The 19,516-nt window shown below is 62.7% G+C and carries 17 protein-coding genes, 1 tRNA gene and 2 pseudogenes; 10 read left to right on the top strand and 10 right to left on the bottom strand.

Annotated elements, in window-relative coordinates; genetic code table 11:
* Window positions 1-58: 58 nt before the first annotated feature.
* On the bottom strand, window positions 59-1,186 hold the full coding sequence (locus tag QFZ91_RS02975; RefSeq protein WP_429566189.1) for a porin: 1,128 nt from the start codon (window positions 1,184-1,186) through the stop codon (window positions 59-61).
* Between the two features lie 698 nt (window positions 1,187-1,884).
* Between QFZ91_RS02975 and QFZ91_RS02970 the strand changes: the two are divergent.
* Window positions 1,885-2,166 (top strand): annotated as a pseudogene (locus tag QFZ91_RS02970) (DUF3579 domain-containing protein); the annotation flags it as partial.
* Between the two features lie 486 nt (window positions 2,167-2,652).
* A complete protein-coding gene (locus QFZ91_RS02965) occupies window positions 2,653-4,011 on the top strand; it encodes a 2-hydroxycarboxylate transporter family protein (protein ID WP_368716475.1) in 1,359 nt (452 codons plus the stop codon).
* A gap of 88 nt (window positions 4,012-4,099) precedes the next feature.
* On the opposite strand, the gene QFZ91_RS02960 is transcribed toward QFZ91_RS02965, so the two are convergent.
* Entirely contained in the window at window positions 4,100-4,588 is a 489-nt protein-coding gene (locus tag QFZ91_RS02960; protein ID WP_429566188.1) for an NUDIX domain-containing protein, read from the bottom strand.
* A gap of 258 nt (window positions 4,589-4,846) precedes the next feature.
* Between QFZ91_RS02960 and QFZ91_RS02955 the strand changes: the two genes are divergently transcribed.
* The 3 genes from QFZ91_RS02955 (at window position 4,847) to QFZ91_RS02945 (ending at window position 8,987) form a co-directional block, all read left to right on the top strand.
* A complete protein-coding gene (locus QFZ91_RS02955; RefSeq protein ID WP_429566187.1) occupies window positions 4,847-5,650 on the top strand; it encodes a gamma-glutamylcyclotransferase family protein in 804 nt (267 codons plus the stop codon).
* 308 nt (window positions 5,651-5,958) lie between these two features.
* Window positions 5,959-8,238: a VTT domain-containing protein gene (locus QFZ91_RS02950; RefSeq protein WP_429566186.1), complete on the top strand. Its 2,280-nt coding sequence runs from the start codon at window positions 5,959-5,961 to the stop codon at window positions 8,236-8,238.
* The gene (locus QFZ91_RS02945) at window positions 8,235-8,987 is read left to right on the top strand and encodes an endonuclease/exonuclease/phosphatase family protein (protein ID WP_176381809.1); all 753 of its coding nucleotides are present in this window, start codon (window positions 8,235-8,237) and stop codon (window positions 8,985-8,987) included. Before QFZ91_RS02950 ends, QFZ91_RS02945 begins: the two co-directional genes overlap by 4 nt.
* An 18-nt stretch (window positions 8,988-9,005) precedes the next feature.
* Here the strand turns inward: QFZ91_RS02945 and QFZ91_RS02940 are convergent.
* Together QFZ91_RS02940 and QFZ91_RS02935 are read right to left on the bottom strand one after the other, a co-directional pair.
* A pseudogene (locus QFZ91_RS02940) lies at window positions 9,006-9,542 on the bottom strand (c-type cytochrome); the annotation flags it as partial.
* Between the two features lie 89 nt (window positions 9,543-9,631).
* Window positions 9,632-10,840, bottom strand: a complete 1,209-nt coding sequence (locus QFZ91_RS02935; protein ID WP_429566640.1) for a zinc-dependent alcohol dehydrogenase — start codon at window positions 10,838-10,840, stop codon at window positions 9,632-9,634.
* A 364-nt stretch (window positions 10,841-11,204) separates the two neighbouring features.
* Between QFZ91_RS02935 and QFZ91_RS02930 the strand changes: the two genes are divergently transcribed.
* Window positions 11,205-12,968: a RecQ family ATP-dependent DNA helicase gene (locus QFZ91_RS02930; RefSeq protein ID WP_429566185.1), complete on the top strand. Its 1,764-nt coding sequence runs from the start codon at window positions 11,205-11,207 to the stop codon at window positions 12,966-12,968.
* Window positions 12,969-13,159: 191 nt separating this feature from the next.
* Here QFZ91_RS02930 and QFZ91_RS02925 read toward each other — a convergent pair whose 3' ends face one another.
* From QFZ91_RS02925 to QFZ91_RS02910, 4 genes are all read right to left on the bottom strand, one after another.
* Window positions 13,160-13,342, bottom strand: coding sequence for a hypothetical protein (locus QFZ91_RS02925; RefSeq protein ID WP_176381805.1), 183 nt, complete (start codon window positions 13,340-13,342; stop codon window positions 13,160-13,162).
* A 160-nt stretch (window positions 13,343-13,502) separates the two neighbouring features.
* Window positions 13,503-13,575: transfer RNA gene (locus QFZ91_RS02920), tRNA-Lys, on the bottom strand.
* 68 nt (window positions 13,576-13,643) lie between these two features.
* The gene (locus QFZ91_RS02915; RefSeq protein ID WP_429566184.1) at window positions 13,644-14,051 is read right to left on the bottom strand and encodes an Hsp20/alpha crystallin family protein; all 408 of its coding nucleotides are present in this window, start codon (window positions 14,049-14,051) and stop codon (window positions 13,644-13,646) included.
* 27 nt (window positions 14,052-14,078) lie between these two features.
* Window positions 14,079-14,522, bottom strand: a complete 444-nt coding sequence (locus QFZ91_RS02910; RefSeq protein ID WP_429566183.1) for an Hsp20/alpha crystallin family protein — start codon at window positions 14,520-14,522, stop codon at window positions 14,079-14,081.
* A 243-nt stretch (window positions 14,523-14,765) separates the two neighbouring features.
* Here QFZ91_RS02910 and QFZ91_RS02905 point away from each other — a divergent pair, with 243 nt between their 5' ends.
* The 3 genes from QFZ91_RS02905 to QFZ91_RS02895 all read left to right on the top strand — a co-directional run bounded on the left by QFZ91_RS02905 (window position 14,766) and on the right by QFZ91_RS02895 (window position 16,033).
* Window positions 14,766-15,149, top strand: a complete 384-nt coding sequence (locus tag QFZ91_RS02905; protein ID WP_176385257.1) for a hypothetical protein — start codon at window positions 14,766-14,768, stop codon at window positions 15,147-15,149.
* A gap of 10 nt (window positions 15,150-15,159) precedes the next feature.
* A complete protein-coding gene (locus tag QFZ91_RS02900; protein ID WP_176385259.1) occupies window positions 15,160-15,501 on the top strand; it encodes a cupin domain-containing protein in 342 nt (113 codons plus the stop codon).
* 64 nt (window positions 15,502-15,565) lie between these two features.
* On the top strand, window positions 15,566-16,033 hold the full coding sequence (locus QFZ91_RS02895) for a PRC-barrel domain-containing protein (protein WP_176385261.1): 468 nt from the start codon (window positions 15,566-15,568) through the stop codon (window positions 16,031-16,033).
* A gap of 63 nt (window positions 16,034-16,096) precedes the next feature.
* On the opposite strand, the gene QFZ91_RS02890 is transcribed toward QFZ91_RS02895, so the two are convergent.
* Together QFZ91_RS02890 and QFZ91_RS02885 are read right to left on the bottom strand one after the other, a co-directional pair.
* Window positions 16,097-17,407: an NAD(P)/FAD-dependent oxidoreductase gene (locus QFZ91_RS02890; RefSeq protein WP_429566182.1), complete on the bottom strand. Its 1,311-nt coding sequence runs from the start codon at window positions 17,405-17,407 to the stop codon at window positions 16,097-16,099.
* A 25-nt stretch (window positions 17,408-17,432) separates the two neighbouring features.
* Complete coding sequence (locus QFZ91_RS02885; protein ID WP_176385264.1) at window positions 17,433-18,857, bottom strand: homospermidine synthase; 1,425 nt, start codon at window positions 18,855-18,857, stop codon at window positions 17,433-17,435.
* A 278-nt stretch (window positions 18,858-19,135) separates the two neighbouring features.
* On the opposite strand from QFZ91_RS02885, the gene QFZ91_RS02880 reads away from it, so the two are divergent.
* A complete protein-coding gene (locus QFZ91_RS02880) occupies window positions 19,136-19,444 on the top strand; it encodes a hypothetical protein (protein WP_176385266.1) in 309 nt (102 codons plus the stop codon).
* The last annotated feature ends 72 nt before the right edge of the window (window positions 19,445-19,516 follow it).

The following is a 19,516-nucleotide window of genomic DNA, read 5'->3' as shown; positions in this document are numbered from 1 at the left end:
GCGACCGCACGCTGGAGAACATCGTTGAAACGGATGCCCTGCGAGGCTGTGTTCCCGATCAGAATCGGGTACGCACACCCGTGGTCAGTTCGAGCTGGTTGGTCGCGCCGAACGTGCTGCCGACCGTATAGCCGCCATGCAGCCTCATATAGTCGCCGGCCAGATAGACTTCAGTGCGCTTGGACAGGTGATAAAACGCGGACCAATACAGCGTTTCCTTCCAACCGTCGTGCAAGCCCGAGGTTGGGTCGAATGCGCCGATGTTCGCATTCGGAATATCACCGTCGGTGTTATACGCGGCATTCTTCACGCGCATCTGCTGATAGCCGAGCTGGTAATCGAGCGGACCCTTCGGCGACAGCTTGAGCGACACGGTCCACGCGTTATCCTGACGCTGACCCAGCGCGCCCTGATTGCCGAGATAACGGAAGTAGCCGGCGTTGGCACGCAGAATTCCAAACACATAGTTGCCGCCGACCGAGAACGACTGGTTCGTGTTGCCTTCGCGGTTCACGTGGCTATAGAAGCCCGACGCGCTGAACGGGCCGCCGTTATAGCCCAGTGCAACCTGGTAATTCGCATTGGTGCCGAAACTCGTCTGGTTGCCGAACGCGTAACCTGCACTCGCAAAGATGCCATTGTCGAACAGCTTCTTCCACGCGACGCCGTTTTCATAACGCGTGCCGGTCGCGCTGGCCGCGTAGAAAATCATCTGTTTGAAGTTGTTGGCGTTCGTCCAGCCGCCCTCTTCCGTCGTCAGCCGCGCATTGCCATACGGATCGCCATAGATCGCCGAAGCATCGCGCGCAATGGTGTTCTGAAAGCCTGCCGTAATTTTGCCGAACGTGTCGTTCTCGATACCGACCCACGCATCGCGGTCAAAGATCTGCCCCGGATCTTCCATCTGGCCATTGGCGACAACGAATTCGCTCTCCAGTCGGAAGATGATCTTCGAACCGCCGCCAATGTCTTCGGCGCCCCTCAGGCCCCAGCGGCTGCCGCTAAACCACGGCTCTCCCCCAATGCCCATGCCGATGACGTGATTCCCGTTGGCATCCGCGTGGGACTGGTAAGTCGGCACGCTCAGATCCATCAGCCCATAAAGCTGCACGCTCGACTGCGCGTGCGCGCCGCTTGCCCCGAGTGCGCTGACCGCGACGGCCAGCGAAAGATATTTCGCCTTCAAGATGTCTCCTCAGACTACTGCGTTGAAATTGTGTTTTCCCTGCAAACGGCTGCGTGCGTCTCAAGGTCCCTGCAACCGGTTCGGTATGCGAATGCTGGCCATGCTAGTCATCCCAATCCTTCACGTTCCTTTCCCGTGTCATTTATGCAACACAGTGGCTCTACTGATATACACGACGACGCTTGCACCGATTATTCGGATTCCTCTTGTGATACGGCGAGGACGCCCTCGACCTCTTTCGAGCTCACTAACTCGTTCGTATACGTTCTTGCCCAACTCCAGGTGAGCTTCGTGACACTGCCCACCATGATCGTGATCTGCCGCTCTCCGCGGCTGCCGCGTGCTGCGAGGCAAGGCTGAACAACAGGCTGGAAGCCACCGCAATGACGAGACAGACTTAACTTCGATTGCGTCGGTGGCGGGATTGTCGGAGCGGCAACCCTTCTCCCGGCTTTCACGGTCAGGACCTGCATTTAGGGGATTTCCATGAAATGGCCTGCGGATTTGCTCATGGAAAACCCCCATCGGAACGTGCAGTGGCTGAAAGCGTTCAGAAGGTTCCGCGCTCCTAGAATTGCATCTTCGATTGCGGGGACTCCATCGTGCTTTCAACGCCGGAACGCGATGCTGGATGAGCCCACGCAATCACAATGCTTACACCTGCTACCTGACGACGCGCATGCCGCGATAGCCGCAACATGACTAACGATGGCATCGAACACCACCTGATCCGCGGCGTGACGTCGCAGCGCAAGCTCTTCCGGCCAGGCGACTGGGCCGAGCGCCTCGCGGGAGTCGTTGCACTGTTCGTAGGCGAACGCTGCGCAGGCAACCCTATAGCCAGCACACGGCTCGCGATGCCGGTCATGGAGCAGGACATCAAATGCCTACGTATCTCGAACGAATTGCGACGTATCTGTCCGGACGGATTTGATTTTGTGATGCGCTTCGCCAGCGACAACGACCTGATGGTCGATATCTGCCGCGCGCTGGACGATAAGCCCGGGCGAGATCCGCAACCTCAGCGGCAGACAAGGCTGATGGAGACACTCACTGGAGTACGTTTCACCTACGCATGCGCAGCATGCGGATACCGCGGGAGCGTAGTTCGTCCGGACGCGTCGCATGCGAGGAAGCTGGCCATTTGCGCGCGGTGCGACGGACAGGTGTGGCTCAGCGTTGATGACGCGACCGCCCGGGAGCAAGCTTCGGCAGTCTTCTCACCGCGAAGACATCATCAAACCCAAGACGCGGACGATGCAGAAGCTCTGCATTGCAAATAATTCCGAGTTGATCCGTTGTTCGATCCGGCACGGCGTATTGCCTGGGTAAGCGCGCGTGCGCCTTTCAGCCTGGGGCTTTTTGTCATTCCGGTTCCGCTCACTCATCGGATACCACTTCGACCTTATAGAAACGCGACGCCGGCATACATTCCCGGCATCAAATCAAGGAGTCGTATTTTGTCCATCACCTCACCTACGCCGAAGCACTCACCGGCGGCGGCCGCGCAGCGGCCCGACAACGTCACTCGATTCTGGCCCGAAGGCTGGTGGAAGCTGATGGAATACAGAATCGGCATCATCCCGCTGCCGGTCTATTTCATTCTGCTCGCGCTAATTACCGGGTTCGCGGTGACGGGCAAGATCCCGGGTGAGATTTCAATGGCGATCGCCGTGCTGGCGTTCTTCGGCTTCACCTGCGCGGAACTTGGCAAGCGCCTGCCGCTTCTGCGCAATATCGGCGCGGCCGCGATCTGCGCGACGTTCGTGCCTTCCGCACTGACTTACTATCACCTGTTGCCCAAGCCAATTCTCGGCCTCACGACCGAGTTCACGAAGCAGAGCAATTTCCTTTATCTGTTCATCGCGTCGATCATCGTCGGCAGTATTCTCAGCATGGACCGGCGCGTGCTGATCAAGGGCTTTCTGAAGATCTTCGTGCCGCTCGCACTGGGTTCGCTGGCCGCATGCATCGTCGGTATCGCGGTCGGCTCGGCATTCGGACTCGGCGTGCGTCATACGCTGCTGTATATCGTCGTGCCGATCATGGCGGGGGGTGTCGGTGAAGGCGCCATTCCGCTGTCGGTGGGCTATTCGGAAATCATGCATCTGCCGCAGGGCGAGCTGTTTGCACAAGTGTTGCCGCCGGTGATGCTCGGCAGCCTCACCGCCATCGTGCTCGCCGGCGCACTCGACATGCTCGGCAAGCGCTTTCCCCATCTCACCGGCGAGGGGCGCCTGCAGCCCGGAGAGACAGACGAAATGGATCCTGAAGAGGAGGAGATTCGCGGTCATATCGATGTGACGCATATCGCGGCGGCCGGCATCACGGCGATCACGCTGTACCTGCTTGGCTTGATGTGCCGCAACCTGTTCGGTCTGCCCGCACCGGTTGCCATGCTCTTCCTCGCGGTGCTGGTCAAGCTGGCGCGTGCGGTCTCGCCGCAGTTGCAGGAAGGCGCATTCGTCGTCTACAAGTTCTTTTCGACCGCGGTGACATATCCGCTGCTGTTCGCGATCGGCGTCGCCATGACCCCATGGGACAAGCTGATCGCCGCGTTCACGTTGGCCAATCTCGTGACGATCGTCGCGACCGTGGCGACACTGATGGGCACCGGCTTTCTGGTTGCGCGCCGGCTCAAGCTCTACCCGATCGACACGGCGATCGTGAATGCATGCCATAGCGGCCAGGGCGGCACAGGAGACGTCGCGATCCTGACCGCGGCGAACCGGATGCAACTGATGCCCTTCGCGCAGATCGCCACGCGAATCGGCGGCGCTATCGTCGTCACGCTGACGCTGATCGTGCTCGCACACATCGGATGACGCGTTACCGGCCATGGCCCCGCGATGGTCGCGCAACGCGCATCGCGCGGGGTCCGGCGTCACACCGACCGCGCGCCGGGCGGCTCGGCTAGCGGCGCACATCCCTGCGGAGATACGCAGCGACCGCGCCCGTCACCGCGAAGCCGGGCAATTCCTGCGGCGACGCCAGATGCACGGCGACGATCTCGCGATGATCCAGCCGCAGTTCGGGTAAGTGATCGATGCGCATTTCGAAGAAATGCACCCGGTCCCTTCGCCCATCCCACTCGCCGGCTGCGCTGCCTGCCGGGAGTAACGGGTGAAACGCGAGCCCGATCTCCTCGGCCATCTCGCGCAGCGCCGCGGCAGCAGGTGTTTCACCGGCCCGGACGCTGCCGCCCGGGAACCCCCATTCGGCACGGTACGATGACTTCAGCAGCAACAGCGACTGGCCGACGTAGATAGCGACTAGCGCGCCCTCATGGCGAGGCCGGCGCAAGTGCCACCACCCGCGGGCGAGCGGAAATCCGAGGCGAAACGCGATGCGCCAGACAGAGTCGATCAGCGCAGTCAGCCGCGTGCGCTCAGAATTCGGCATCGGGTCTGTCCTTTCCTGTCATTGTCGAAAGATCTTCCGTTGCGCGTCACCTGTCCGGATCTACCGGATTGTACGTGCCGGCTCGCACCGGACGCTTTCGACTTAGAATCGCTCCGTGCGTCGGTCCTGCCGCCAGTTTCGATTTCAGTTGGCTCGGAAATCCGGTTGCACGACCCTGAGGCCAGGCGCGCGCGTTTTGCCGGGGCCGCCCTGGCTGAAGCGATCATCTGCGGTAACGCATTGGACGGAGATATGACGATGTCGGCGATGACAAAGATTCGAGGATTCGTTGTAGCGCTAGCGCTGCTTGGCTCGGCAGCGCTAGCGCAGACCACCGACTTCTGGGGAACGCGTCTTCCCGATCAGCCGACGCAGTTCATTTTCGGCTACGGATCGCTCATCAACACGCCATCGCGTGCCGCCACGGCCGGCAAGCCGGTTGCGGCGATTCCGGTGCGCGTCTCGGCGGCGTTCGGCTATGTGCGCAGCTGGAGCGACCGCGCATCCTCCGGGTTCACGGCGCTCGGCCTGCGGCGTCCGTTCGAGGGCGAGACGCCGATGACGATCAATGGAGTGATCTATCCCGTTGCCGGCAACGACATGTCCGCGTTCGACGAGCGCGAGAAGGGATACGTGCGCGTCGAGGTGCCGCGGGCGCTTATCGAGGCGGTGTCGTGGCAGCCGCTGCCGACGCAGGGAACTGTCTGGGTCTACGTGCCGAAGGCCCAGGGCAAAGCGCCGGGAGAAGGGCTTCCGGTGCCTGACGCGAAATTCCCGCTCGTCGAGTCGTATATCGATGTTGTTATCGAGGGCGCGCTAGAGTACGGGCCGGAATTCGCGCGCGAGGTCATCGAGACGACCCGAGACTGGAGTCCCTACTGGCTCGACGACCGCACGCTCGCACGCCGGCCATGGGTGTTCAACAAACAATATGCGCAGGTCGATGCCCTGCTCGCGAGCTCGGCGCCTTGCTTCGCGCAGCGGGCGTTCTCCGAGGACTATGCCGCCGCGATCGCCAAACGCAAAAGTCCCGTGTGCATTCTGGTGAATCACGGTCGCTAGACCGGGCACCGCCCTGCGGGCATCGTTGCGACCAAATAGCTCAAACACAAAGCGTTGCCGTTCGCGGCGTTCGTCGTCTGCTTTGGCTATCAGGCTGGGCAAGCCTGTCCGCGGGGACCGGTTGCGCGTGGATGCAGAACTGGCGAAGCTCGGTATGTTCTCGAGCTGCCATGTCGATACCCGCGTTCCGCACGATGTGTCCCGAATCCCGGGCGAGACTCGATACTTTCAGGTATCGAAAGCGCGGCTGATGGACGCCGCGGCACGCATCTTGCGCATCGTTTCCGCAATGTGACCGCGAACTTGTCATGAATGAATCGTTCTTCGAGCCGGGACGCAACTGCGCGAGCGTGCGTCATGCGAATCGCTTCACCCTGCTGATCGACGGAGCCGATTATTTTCGCGTGCTGCGCGAGGCGATCACGCGTGCAGAGCGCACGGTGTTCATCCTCGGCTGGGATATCGACAGCCGCATGAAGCTGACGCCCGAAGGTTCGAACGATGGCTTTCCTGAAGCGCTCGGCGATTTTCTGCACGCAGTCTCCGCGCAAAAGCGCCTGCTGCGCGTCTACATTCTCCCGTGGGACTTCGCGATGCTCTACGCGTTCGAACGCGAATGGCTACCGGTGTTCAGGATGGGTTGGCGCACGCACCGGCGCATCGCGTTTCAGATGGACGGCAAGCATCCGTTGGGCGGCTCGCACCACCAGAAAATCGTCGTAATTGATGATTGTCTAGCGTTCGTCGGCGGTCTCGATCTCACGCGGTCGCGCTGGGACACGCAACAGCATCAGGCCGATAATCCTCTGCGCCGTGATGCAAACGGCGCGCCGTATCAGCCGTCTCACGATGTCCATTCGATGTTCGATGGCGAGGCCGCACGCGAAATCGGCATGCTCGCGCGCGAGCGGTGGGCACGCGCGTGCAAGAGAAAGCACGCAATCCACGCGCAACCCGTGCCGCCGACGCAGGACCCGTGGCCGCCGTCGCGCAGCGTCGATTTGGAAAATGTCGACATTGCCATCTCGCTCACGGAGCCCGCATACCTGGGCCGCGAAAGTAAGCAGCAAATCCGCACCCAGTATCTCGATGCCATCGCGCGTGCGCGCCGCAGCATTTATATCGAGAACCAGTACTTCACGTCGGCATCGATTGGCGCGGCGCTGAGCGAATCGCTCGCGCGGGAGGATGGTCCGGAGCTGACGATCGTCGTGCCTCGCAATCAGACCGGCTGGCTGCAGAAAGTGACGATGGGCGTGCTGCGTGCGCGCCTGCACGGCATTCTCAAGGATGCGGACCAGTACGGCCGTTATCGCCTGCTGAGTCCCGACGTGCCCGGCCTGGGCGAATCCATCGTCAACGTGCACAGCAAGCTGATGATCGTCGACGACGAATTGCTGATCGTCGGTTCCGCGAACCTGAACAATCGCTCGATGGTGCTCGACAGCGAGTGCAATGTGTCGATCGATGCGGGTGCCGATGCACGCATCCGCCGTGCGATCGCGAAGATGCGCGACACCTTGCTCGCCGAGCATCTCGGCTGCGAAGTCGCGGACTTCGTGCGCGAGCGCGATGCGCGCGGCAGCGTGACAGCGGCGATTCATGCGTTGCAGCGCGATCGCGCGAAGCATCGAACGCTCGCCGATCTCGATCCGCAGGTCTCAGCCGAGCTCGATCGACTGATTCCGCCCGATGCGCTCATCGATCCCGAAACACCCATCGCCGCGAACGAGCTCATCGATCAGCTCGTGCCCGCCGAGAAAGCGCGGCCGCTGATTGGACGATATGCGTTGCTCGGCGTGCTCGCGTTGCTGGTCGTCGGGCTCGCGGCGGCGTGGCACTGGTCGCCGCTCGCCAGCTACGTCAACCTGAAATCGTTCGCGAATGCGACGCGGCAGATCGAGGCGCTGCCGCTTGCGCCGCTGTGGATCGTGCTCGCCTATGTCGCCGCGGCCGTCGTCGCCGCCCCCGTGACCTTGCTGATCGCGACGATGGGAGTCGTGTTCGGCGCGGCGTGGGGCGGCCTGTATGCGTTCATCGGCACCACCGTGGCCGCCGCGACGTCGTTCTGGATAGGCCACCGGCTCGGGCGCGATGCGGTCCGCAAACTCGCGGGCGCACGCGTGAACCGGCTGTCGGAGCGTGTGGCTAAGCGCGGAATCGTCGCGGTCGTCGTGTTGCGGCTCCTGCCGGTCGCACCGTTCGCCATCGTCAATCTCGTTGCGGGTGCATCACACGTGCGCATGCGCGACTTCATCATCGGCACGATGCTCGGCATGGGTCCGGGCATCTTCCTGACGGTTGCATTCGCGCATCAGTTGGTCGCTTCGTTGCGGCGCCCGACGGCCGGCTCGTTCGCCGTGCTGATCGGCATTGGCGCGGTGCTGATCGGATTGTCGGTGCTGTTGCAGCGTTTTCTCGGCAGATCGCGCGGGAGCGATGCGCACGAAGGCGCCCCGAGCGATGCTGACAAGCCGCGCGCGAGCGATGAAGCCGAACGCGCGCAGCGTTTGCGCGACCACAGCGGGATGCCTCGCGATACATCGGGCAAAACGTCATCACGATGTCAGGACGAGGCCAGCTCATGACACTGATGCACGACCCTGGCATCGAACGGCCGCGCATGACGCTTGCGCGCGAACGCGAACTGCGCATCGGGACTTACAACCTGCATGGCGCGGTGGGGATCGACGGCAAGTTCGCGCCGGAACGCATTGGCGATGTGCTCGCTGAAATCGATGCGGATATTCTCGCGCTGCAGGAAGTGCCATTGGGCGGTGCGAGTTCGCCCGACGTGCTTGCAGTTCTGCAACGCATGACGGGCCTGGACGCCGTCCCCGGAGCAACCTTCGACACGCCCGCGCGACGCTATGGCAACGCCGTGCTGACGCGCTATCCGGTGCGCGCGGTGCGTACGCTAGACCTGTCTTTCAGAAGCCGCGAGCCGCGCGGCGCGCTGGACGCCGATATCGATTGCAACGGCGAACTGTGGCGCGTGGTAGCGACGCATCTCGGCCTTGCCTCCAGCGAACGGCGCGCGCAAGTGGAGCAGGTGTTGCAGAGCTTCGACACGCCCGCGCTGCCCGTCATCCTGCTCGGCGATCTGAATGAGTGGTTCGTCTACGGCCGTACGCTCAGGCGGCTCGTCACACACTTCCATCGCGCGACCGCGCTGCGTACGTTTCCTACGCGCTTTCCGCTGTTCGCGCTGGACCGCATCTGGGTGCATCCGGGCGAACGGCTGTTGCGTGTCGTCGTGCATCGCACGGCGCTTTCGCGAATCGCGTCGGATCACTATCCGTTGATCGCGCATATCAGCGCGTCGGTTAATGAATGATCCGCGCGCGGCTTCCGTCTATTTGTGCAATTCGCTGCGCAACGTCGCGACGTCGTTGGCGGTGACGGGCTGCGCATTGTTGCCCCAGGCGCCGCGGATGTACGTCAACACCTGGGCGATCTCGACGTCGGCGAGGGTCGTCGCGAACGCCGGCATCGACTGACGTGGCGGGCCGCTTTCGGTCGTCGGACTGTTGCCGCCTTCGATCAGCAGCCGGATCAGCGAGGTCGTATTTTCCGCGATTACCGACGGGTTGCCGGCGAGCGCGGGAAACGCGTTCGGCACGCCGCGTCCGTCCGCGTGATGGCAACTCGCGCAGAACGACCGGTAGACGTTGAAGCCGACGCTCAGCGCGTCGGCCACGCGGCTGCCGTTCACACTCGAACGCGCGGGATCGGCGCCGCCCGTATAGGTGCCCGACGGCTGCTGGGCGGGCAGCGACTGCAGGTAATGCGCGATCGCATGCAGGTCCTCGTCGGTCAGGTATTGCGAGCTGTCCTCCACCTGTTCGACCATGCTGCCGTATGCGACGACGCCCGCGCCGTGGCCGGTCTTCGAGGAGCCATGAGTCTGATGGTCCAGCGATATCGACGGTCCTGCGACGGAGAATCAGTTGAGCCGGGTTTCTCACGGCAGTGAGCCAGTCAGGGCACCAGCTTCACCTTGATCCAGCCAGGCTCCCGCCGGTCGAACTCGCGGTACGCCGCGATTGCATCGACTAGCGGCTCGCGCTGGGTCAACACCGCGAGCGGATCGAACGTGCCGTTGCGTACGAGTTCGATCAACCGCGGCGTCACCGCGCGATGGTTGCAGTTGCCCATCCGTAGCACCAGGTTGCGGTTCATCGCCTCGCCGATCGGAAACACCCGATCGGTCGGCGGATATACACCGATGATCGCCACCGTGCCCGCCTTGGCGACGGCGCGCACCGCCCACTGCAATACTTGCGACGGGCCACTCCCGGGCTGCCAGTTGTCCCCGTCGGGCCTGGTCTGCGGCGCGATCTCCCTGACCTCCTGATCGAACAGCTTCTGCTGGTCCTTCGCTTTCTGTGCGGCGGGTCCGTGCTCCGCGCGCACCGCATCGACGCCGACCGCATCGATCACGCGATCCACGCCGATGCCGCCGGTCAGTTGCAGGATCATGTCGACCGGGTCTTCGTCGTCGAAGTTGATCACTTCGGCCCCTTGTGCGCACGCCATGTCGAGCCGGGAAGCAACGCGATCGACCACCAACACCCGGCCCGCGCCCATCAGCTTCGCGCTTGCGATCGCGAATTGACCGACGGGTCCCGCGCCGAACACCGCGACCGTATCGCCGGTACGAATGCCCGCCAGTTGTGCGCCGAAATAGCCGGTCGGAAAAATATCCGACAGCATGATTGCGCGGTCGTCGTCGATCTCGTCGGGCAACCGGATCAGGCTCGCGTTCGCGAGCGGCGCGCGCGCGAACTGTGCCTGCAAACCCTGAAACGGCCCAGTCGATTTGGGACCGCCGAAAAATGCGGTGCCGGCCGCCGGCCCGTGCGGATTCGCGGTATCGCATTGGGCGGTATAACCGGCGCGGCAATACGAGCAGAAGCCGCACGAGATTGTTGACGGGATCAGCACGCGATCGCCCTGGCGCAGATTGCGCACCGAGCGCCCCACTTCCTCGACGATGCCGAGCCCCTCGTGCCCGAGGATCGTACCGGGCTCCATCTCGCCGAGCGTGCCGCGCACCATATGCAGGTCCGTGCCGCAAATCGCGCTCGACGTGAGTCGTACGAGCGCGTCGCTCGGCTGCTGCAGTTGCGGGTCCGGCACGTTGTCGAGCCGGATATCGCCGATCCCGTGAAATACCACTGCCTTCATCATTCACCTCCGATGCTCGATGGCGTTAGCGTCCGTCAGATCCTGTCCGACCGCGCGACTGCCCGGTGTTCTCGTGGTTCCGCGTGCAGCGACGAGTTCCGCTTCGTCGGAAGGGGAATCCGTTGTGCGGTCATTCATGGCGGCTCCGCGATCGACCAGGTTCTCCCGTCGAGCAAACCCCATACCGAGCCACTGGTCGCGCGGCTCGTTCCGATCTGCCGCACGGTCCGTGGATTGCGCAACTCACGTCAGGAGGTACGAGCACGGCGCGATCCCGCCCGCGTCGCCCCGTCGAGGTACGGTGGTTGCTACGTCGCTGGCTGACTAGCTGCCCCCCCCAGGCCAACCGGCGAACCCGATCTTCATGACTGACACCGACACCACGCGCGACACGTCTGCCCGTCTGAACGCGATGCGCAGGACGCTGCGCGAGGTGTTCGGTATCAGCCGGCTGCGCCCGGGCCAACGGGACATCGTCCGCAGCGTGCTCGAACAGCGCGACACGCTCGCCGTGATGCCGACGGGGGCCGGCAAATCGCTGTGCTACCAGTTGCCGGCGTTGCACCTCGACGGTTGGACGCTCGTCGTGTCGCCGCTGATCGCGTTGATGAAAGACCAGTTCGACAAGCTGTGCGAGGCCGGCATCGACGCCTGGCGGATCAATAGCGCGGTGCCGGCTGCTGAGCTGCGCGAGACTTACGAAGCGTTGCGCGACATACGCCGCGGCATCGTGTTCGTCACGCCCGAGCAGTTGACCCGGCCAGAGCTGATCCACGCATTGCAGGCGGGCTCGCGCCAGCGCATCAAACTCGTGGTCGTCGATGAGGCGCACTGCGTATCGCAGTGGGGCCACGATTTTCGCCCGGCGTTCCTGCGCATCGTCGATGCGGTCAAGGCGCTCGGCAAGCCGCCGATCCTCGCGCTGACCGCGACGGCGACGCCCGACATCCGCGAGGACATCGTGCGTTCGCTCGGCCTTCACGAGCCGCGCATCGTGAACACCGGCGTGTATCGCGACAACCTTCACTATCGAGTGACGCAGGTGTCGGTGGGTGGGGGACGACAGCGTGCATCGACGCGCGCGAGAGAGGCGAAGACGGCCGCGTTGCGCACGCTGCTCGCGAGCGAAGCCGGCCGAGGCATCGTCTACACGGCGACCGTGCGCGAAGCCGAACAACTCGCGGCAACGGTGCGCAGCTGGGAAGTTGCCGCCGCCTGCTATCACGGCCGTATGCCGGCGCGCGAGCGGCACGATGCGCAGGAGCGTTTCATGTCGGGCGACGTGCGCGTGATGATCGCAACCAACGCGTTCGGGATGGGCGTCGATATTCCCGACATCCGCTTCGTCGTCCATTACCAGATTCCCGGCAGCATCGATGCGTATTACCAGGAAAGCGGACGCGCGGGACGCGACGGCAAGGTCGCGCGCTGCGAGCTGCTGTTCGACCTGAACGATCGGCGGGTGCAGCAGTTTCTCGCGCTGGGCCGCTATCCCGATGCTGCGCTGCTGCGGCGGATCTGCGACGCGCTCGCGCAGCGCGCGAAAGCGCCCGGTCCTGGCGTGACGGCGCGCGAGCTGCTCGACGCGGTGCCGGACGTGGGCCGCAACAAGCTCGCCGTGGCGCTGAAGATGCTGACCGACTCGGGGCACGTATTGCGCAGCCGGCTGCAGCGGTATCGGCTACGCGAGCGTGGCCCCGAGCATGGCCGCGATGGCGCCGAGGACAGCGCGATCGAGGCCGCGGTCGAACGGTATGCGCAGCTCGCGACGCGCGATCGCGACGCACTCCAGCAGATCATCGACTACGCGCAAACCGGCGGCTGCCGATGGCGGGTGATGCTCGAATATTTCGGCGATGCGCAGGGATTCGAGCGCTGCGGCACTTGCGACAACTGCCTGAACCCGCTGGCGGCGACGCTAGAAGCGCAACGAGCCGCCGCCGACGATAGACGGCCGCCGCGCCACGACAGCAGGAAAGCGCGCTTCGGCCGAGGCGATGCAGTCCGCGTGCGCAAATACGGCTCGGGCCATGTGGTGTTTTCAACCGACGAACAGGTCGCGGTGCTGTTTCCCGACGGCACGACCCGCACCTTCATGGCGACGTTCGTGAAGGCCGAGATCGCGTGATGCGCGGGAACGTTCGCGTAAAAAAGTGCGACCAGCCTTCAACCGGCATGGTCGCCACAAGCACGTCTGAGAACGCTGTCCCCTGGAGTCCAAGCGGAGGACGAGGGCAGTATAGGAAACGCGCCCGCAGCGCGGAGTGTCCGTAACCCTGCGCGACGGACAGTTCTACACGCGAGACGCTGTGCGCCTCATCATTGGCCGCCCTTTTCCTGCGATGGCTTCACTTCGGACAGGTCTTCTTCTTTGACTTCTGCTTGCCGCACGCTCGTGCCGTCCTCGCCGGATTCGGAAATGTCCGTTTCGAACGTGCCTTCGTTGCCCGTGTCGGCGTCAGCAGGTTTCGGCGTTTTCGGCTGCTGTTGCTGGGTCGTCATGATTTGCTCCTTGCAATGTCACACGGCGCGTGATGCCGCGCGTGAACATCACTCAGCATGGACGATGCCCGGGAGCGCAAGACGTTTCATCGCGACGAAGTTCGCACTCGAAAGCAGGCGAGAATTGCCTGTCGTCTGCGCCATATGGCTGCAACTCGTATGGGCCGTACCGGATTCGAACCAGTAACCAACGGATTAAAAGTCCGCTGCTCTGCCAATTGAGCTAACGGCCCAGCCAGCCAGATCGTCACCCGCTGCGGGGTAATCCTGGCGTCGGTGCTAGCCGATGTCGATGGTTCGTTCAGTCGGTACTCACCTCGATGCGGCGCGGTCGCGCTTCGTCGCGGCGCGGTATCGTCAGCTTCAATACGCCGTCCTTCAGATTGGCTTCGATTTTCGACGCATCGAAGTCGGCGCTGATCGAGAACGCCCGCGCGAAGTGAGGCTGCCGGATCTCCGCATGCTGCAGGCGCAGTTCCGCCGGTGTCGGCACCACCGCTTCTGCTTCGATGTACAGGTTGCCATCGTGGACCTTGACGTCCAGCCGCTCCCTGGTCACGCCCGGAAGATCCGCCCACAGCGTGATGCCGTGGCTGTCCTCGAAGATGTCTACCGGCGGTGTCAACGTGATCCGGCGTTGCGACGCATCACCGTCGCGCTGGGCCACCGCCGTTTGGTCCTTTCTGGCGAGTTCAGTCGTGTCGTTCATGATGTCCTCCGTAGTTCTGCCAGCCGCTCACTGAACGGTGATCGCCCGCGGCTTTGACGCCTCGCTTTTGCCGATGCTCACCATCAGGCATCCATTGGTGTACCGCGCGCTGACCTTGCCTGGGTCCGCGTTTTGCGGGAGCTCGACCACGCGCCGGAACGTGCCAACGAATCGCTCCTGCGCATAGGTGCGCACATCGTCGCCGCGGGTTTCCGGTTGCGAGCTCGCGCGCTCGCCGCTGATGGCCAGCAACCCCTTGTCTAGCGATACGTCGAGCTTGGCCGGATCGACCCCGGGCGCGAACGCGACGATCTCGATCGAGTCGTCGGTCGAACCGATGTTGATCTGCGGGAAGGCGCCAGCGCGGCCTGAACGGATACTGGAAGGGAAGCCGCCGAAGAGGCTCGCCATCTGCCGTTGCAGACGGTCGAACTCACTGAACAGGTCGGTCCCGAAGTAAAGGTCACTCATGATCGTTTCCTCCTTGGATGCAGCACGGAAACGAACCGGCCTACGCGCTCCAGTCCGTCTGCCGGGCTGCGGCAAACAAATCGAAACACGCAGCGCGCCGCATGGCGGGCGCGGCTGCCTGAGCGGAATTTAGAATAGTATGCACGGAGAAAATTTCAAGGTGGGGAACGCAAAATTTTGTTCTTGAAATCGGCTCGCTGAGCACTATTTTTACGACACTCCGACGAACCATGCGAGGTCTTCATGGAATTCGAACATGACTGGCTCACCCTTGGGCGGCACCGAATCCGGTTGCGCTCAACGAAAGGTTTTCCAACCGAGACGATGCGCTCTGCGGCCGAAGTCATCCAATTGGCGATCGACAACAATATGAGCGCCCGCGCGCGGCTGGTCGAAGTGGTATTCCGGCAGGAATCGGCTTACGAAATCTCGGTCGGCACCACTTTCGCGGACGATCGGCTTTGCGCGCCGCAGCTCGAAGCGGCGATCGCCACGGTGTTGGGTTTGCAGCTGGACCAGATCAATATCTTCGTGACGGTGGTGACGCAGGAAGAGGTCGATCTGCACTTCGGCGTCTATGAAAGAATGCTGGCCGAAAAGCTCGGCGTCGTGCCGCCGATCCAGTAGGGAGAGATGGATGATCGAACCAGTCGAATTTCTCACCACGATAGATACCGCTTGCGACGGTTACCGCAATGAAGTCCTGACGACCGTCAATGATCACGACGTCCATATTAGCGTGATGAATGCGCCATATTTTTGGCACATCCATCCCGACTCCGACGAAACGTTCATCGCGATCGACGGAACATTGATCATTGACTTCGACGACGGCCAGGTCGAGTTGCGGCGAGGCCAAATGCTCACGATTCCGGCCGGCATGCGCCACCGTACCCGTCCTGCCACGGAACGCTCGATCAATCTGACGGTAGAAAGAACCAACGCCACGACGGTCCGCTGCGACTCACCTGCCGACTAGCTCGTTCGGGGCGGGCATGGCGGTTGCGACCCGGCTGATACCAGCAGAAACGAGGGAGGACATCATGACGAGGCTTGATCCAAATCGAACGACCGGCGAAGCGGGCGCGCGGATAGTTGGCGGTGGCGTAGGAGAAGGACCGGGGCCGGATGTAATGTCCGCCGACACACTGGACGGCAACAAGGTAATCACCACCGACGGCGAACATGTCGGCAAGATTTCCGACATCATGCTCGACGTCCGGGGTGGTCGCGTCGCCTACGCCGTCCTGTCGGAAGGAGGTTTCCTCGGCATGGGCGACACGCTGCACGCGATTCCGTGGAATGCACTCACTCTCGACACGGCGGAAAAATGCTTCCGTGTCGACATCACCGCGCAACGGATCAAGGACGACCCGGGGTTCGACAAAGATCACTGGCCGTCCATGGCAGATCCAGCATGGGGAACCGAGTTGCATAAGTACTACAACCGGCGACCATACTGGTCGGCGCCCGACACCGGAGACTTACCGCTTGGGCCGATGGACGTATGAGGACATAAGCGGAGGCGGCTGCCCGCGAACATCAGCGGGCACCGGCCCCATCACAAGCGTCGGTCAGATGAGTTCACGGAGCTTGTAATACCACATGCCCAGAACCAAAGCCTGTGTGCGTAGCCTCTTGCCGCCCGGGAACCGTCGATGCCTGATGCGGCTAAACACGTCGAAGCGGGACGCATCGCCGCCGATCGCGTCCGCCAGAATCTTGCCGGCCATTCCCGCGAACACCAGCCCATGTCCGGAGAAGCCTTGCACATAGTAGAGGTTGTCGCCGATACGACCGAGATCCGGCGCGCGGTTCATCGTGATGTCGACATAGCCGCCCCATGCATATTCAATGTTCACGTCGGCGAGTTGCGGAAAAACGCCCATCATGCGTCTGCGCATGCGGTCGATCAGATCGCGCGGGGTGGTGGCGTCATACGATTCGCCTGCACCGAACAGCAAACGATCATCCGCACTGAGCCGGAAGTAATCGAGTATCAGATTGTTGTCGGACGCCGCGGCGCGGCCCGGCATCAGCGCGTCGGCCCGCTCACCGGTAAGCGGTTCCGTCGCGATCATGTAGGTGCCCACGGGCATGATGCGGGCTTCGATCTCCGGTGCGGGATGATCGCCGAACTCTCCCAGATAAACGTTTCCAGCCATTACCACACGGTCACACGACACCTCTCCCTCGGCTGTCTTCACCACAGGCCGAGCGCCCCGATCGAGCCGCGACACGGCGGAATTTTCGAAAATCCTGACGCCCGTGCGACGCGCCGCCTCGCCCAGACCAAGGCAATAGAGAAGCGGATGAAGATGGCCAGACCCGGCGTCGTACACGCCCGCGGCAAACCGCTGCGACGCTATATGAGCGTCAAGCGCCGTGCGGCCCAGCCATTCGAGCGGGTAGTCGTACCTGTCGCGCGTGCGCCGCACCCAGTTCATCAGTTGTTCCGCCTTCCGATCGCTGACGGCAAGCGTCAGATATCCGCGCCGATAATGGCAATCGATGCCGAAGCGCACAAGCCGATCTTCCAACAGTCGCATACCCTCCAGCGACACATCCCACGCCCTTCGCGCGACCTCGCGGGAACATTGGTGCTCGATCGCATCTTCACCCTCGTCGCCGAAGCCGACAATCGCGTGCCCACCGTTACGCCCGGACGCCCCCCAGCCGATGCGCTGCGCCTCCAGCAATGCCACGTCGAAGCCACGCTCGGCTAGCTCCAGCGCGCACGAAAGCCCCGCATAGCCAGCGCCGATCACGCACACGTCCGCGTTGAGTTTCTCCTGCAACGGAGGATGAGACTGCGCACGGGTGACGCTCGCCTCGTAATACGAGTCCTCGACAACGCCCTGTTCCTTGTTCAACAGTGACGACATAAGCCGGTCTCCGAAGGTCTGCCCGCTATGGAACGCGTATGTTGAGAAATTGCCAGGGATCGTCGTCGCACGGCGAATCGTAAAGGAGCGAGCGTTGCGCGAGCGGCGTCCATGAATCATAGACGCCAATCATCTCGCCCAGATAGGGTCGCGCGACCCGCATCACGGTTTGATAGTCGATGTCGTCCGGCTCGACTACGCCGGCGTCCGGATTCTCGAGCGCCCATACGATGCCGGCCAGGATGCCGGCCACCACCTGCAGGCTCGTTGCGTCGTTATGCGGCGCGAGTCGACGGGCTTGCGGCGTGGTCAGACGGGAGCCGTACCAGTAGACTCCGCTGTCGTTTCCCATCAACAGCACGCCGAGTTCGTCGGCGCCATCGACGATCTCATCGCGCATGATCCGCTTTTGGTCCTGCAGGCGCCAGCCTCGTCCGGCGAACTGGTCGATCGAAAGAAACGCATCGTCGCAAGGCCGATAAGCATAGTGCACTGTCGGACGGTAGATCACTTCGCCATCCTTGCGAAGTGTCAGATGGTCGGCGATGGAGATCGACTCTCCGTGCGTAATGAGGAACCCATGATAACTACCGGCGAGCGGCGTCCAACTGCGTACGCGGGTCGCGAGTCCCGGGCGTTGCAGGTAGATCGCCGCATCACTGCCGAATCCGTGCCGACGCGCGTCCACAGGCCAATGCCGTTCATGCGTACCCCATCCAAGTTCCGCCGGTTGCATGCCCTCTTCCACGAAAGCGTCGACGGACCACGTATTGACGAACTCGTTTCGCGCCTTGCGGCACTTGGCGACCTGGAAGTCCCGCTCCGCTATGTGGATCGCCTTGATGTTCAGCCGGTGTGCGAGCGCGGCCCAGTCCTCGTAGCTGCGCGGCGCTGTTGCCTCGATGCCGCTGTTGGAGGCCATATCGAGCAGCGCCTGTTTTACGAACGCCGAAACCAGTCCGGGGTTCGCGCCTTGCGTGAGAATGGCGGTCGGACCGTCGCGCTTGTCGAGGCGAAAGGCCAGCAAAGCTTCGCGAAGCGCATAGTTGCTGCGCCTGGAGGCGGAACGATCGGGATCGGTCGACTCTCCTTCCCATGGCTCGATGGATGTGTCGAGATACAGCGCGCCACGAGACCAGCAGAAACGCACGAGCGATTCGCTCGACACGTTCACTGACAGATTCAGCACGAGGTCGCCTCTTTTGACGTAGCCAGCGAGCAGCGCCTCGAAGTTGTTCTCCGACAGCGCCTGCTCGACGACGCTCAGCCCGCATTCGCGAGCGATCGCCGTATCGTTGCCGGGCGGGCAAAACACGGTCACGTGTTTCGGGCAAACATCGATGTGCCTGAAAAGTATCGGTAGCAGCGAACTCGCGATGCTTCCTAATCCAATGATCACAATATTGCCGTGACAAACGGCGTGCTTTGTCCAATTCACCTGCGCGCTCATCTCTGCTCCCCAACCACAGCGCTTCGGTATGCGCGTGTTCTCGTGTTCGGTCTTTGTGATCCATCGTGACGGGCCGTACCAATCCGCTAGCATTCCGCATTCCGCATTCCGCATTCCGCATGCTGCTGCCCGCCTCGCGATTACGGCCGCGGCGGTTGGCCGGGAACGCCCGTTGCTAAACGTGCATCGTCAATACGAAACGCATAACGGAGACAGCCATGGGCTGCGCGCTTGTCGCGGCCGAACGGCGCGACCCGTTCAGTGGCGGGAGAAAAGCGATGTCCATTCAGGAATATGCGCCGTATCGCGGCTGCAATATCGAGGTCAACGTCACGCTATCGAAGACGCATTGGCTCGGCGGGAAATATCGCCGTTATCGCGTGTCATGGACCGTGACGTTGCCCGGCAATCCGCACCAGGAAGTGGTCAGCTTTCCGGAACAGTTCGATTTTCTGACTGAGCGGGAGGCGTTCAGGTATGGAGAAAATCGGGCGCACACCTATATCGATTCGATGTTGTCGACGCCTTCTCAAAGGCGCAGGCTGCGCGAGCCGGTCGCGCAGCCCGGCACGCGCCATGAGGTTTGATGGCTCGAGCCGGTGCGCGCTCTTTTGCTGAAGGCGGGCCAGCTGTCGCGCGAGGCGCAAGGTCACGCGGAA

This window comes from Paraburkholderia sp. JPY419 (assembly GCF_050435705.1).
GTDB lineage: Bacteria > Pseudomonadota > Gammaproteobacteria > Burkholderiales > Burkholderiaceae > Paraburkholderia > Paraburkholderia youngii.
The sequence above is the reverse complement of the archived record's forward strand: the minus strand, read 5'-3'. Positions and strand labels throughout refer to the sequence as shown.

What these genes read in the sequence shown, in the direction of transcription:
- QFZ91_RS02910 (WP_429566183.1), bottom strand. Translation starts at nt 14,522, where the DNA reads ATGAGTGACCTTTACTTCGGGACCGACCTGTTCAGTGAGTTCGACCGT.
- QFZ91_RS02930 (WP_429566185.1), top strand. Translation starts at nt 11,205, where the DNA reads ATGACTGACACCGACACCACGCGCGACACGTCTGCCCGTCTGAACGCG.
- QFZ91_RS02925 (WP_176381805.1), bottom strand. Translation starts at nt 13,342, where the DNA reads ATGACGACCCAGCAACAGCAGCCGAAAACGCCGAAACCTGCTGACGCC.
- QFZ91_RS02880 (WP_176385266.1), top strand. Translation starts at nt 19,136, where the DNA reads ATGTCCATTCAGGAATATGCGCCGTATCGCGGCTGCAATATCGAGGTC.
- QFZ91_RS02935 (WP_429566640.1), bottom strand. Translation starts at nt 10,840, where the DNA reads ATGAAGGCAGTGGTATTTCACGGGATCGGCGATATCCGGCTCGACAAC.
- QFZ91_RS02960 (WP_429566188.1), bottom strand. Translation starts at nt 4,588, where the DNA reads ATGCCGAATTCTGAGCGCACGCGGCTGACTGCGCTGATCGACTCTGTC.
- QFZ91_RS02890 (WP_429566182.1), bottom strand. Translation starts at nt 17,407, where the DNA reads ATGTCGTCACTGTTGAACAAGGAACAGGGCGTTGTCGAGGACTCGTAT.
- QFZ91_RS02885 (WP_176385264.1), bottom strand. Translation starts at nt 18,857, where the DNA reads ATGAGCGCGCAGGTGAATTGGACAAAGCACGCCGTTTGTCACGGCAAT.
- QFZ91_RS02900 (WP_176385259.1), top strand. Translation starts at nt 15,160, where the DNA reads ATGATCGAACCAGTCGAATTTCTCACCACGATAGATACCGCTTGCGAC.
- QFZ91_RS02955 (WP_429566187.1), top strand. Translation starts at nt 4,847, where the DNA reads ATGTCGGCGATGACAAAGATTCGAGGATTCGTTGTAGCGCTAGCGCTG.
- QFZ91_RS02945 (WP_176381809.1), top strand. Translation starts at nt 8,235, where the DNA reads ATGACACTGATGCACGACCCTGGCATCGAACGGCCGCGCATGACGCTT.
- QFZ91_RS02895 (WP_176385261.1), top strand. Translation starts at nt 15,566, where the DNA reads ATGACGAGGCTTGATCCAAATCGAACGACCGGCGAAGCGGGCGCGCGG.
- QFZ91_RS02905 (WP_176385257.1), top strand. Translation starts at nt 14,766, where the DNA reads ATGGAATTCGAACATGACTGGCTCACCCTTGGGCGGCACCGAATCCGG.
- QFZ91_RS02915 (WP_429566184.1), bottom strand. Translation starts at nt 14,051, where the DNA reads ATGAACGACACGACTGAACTCGCCAGAAAGGACCAAACGGCGGTGGCC.
- QFZ91_RS02950 (WP_429566186.1), top strand. Translation starts at nt 5,959, where the DNA reads ATGAATGAATCGTTCTTCGAGCCGGGACGCAACTGCGCGAGCGTGCGT.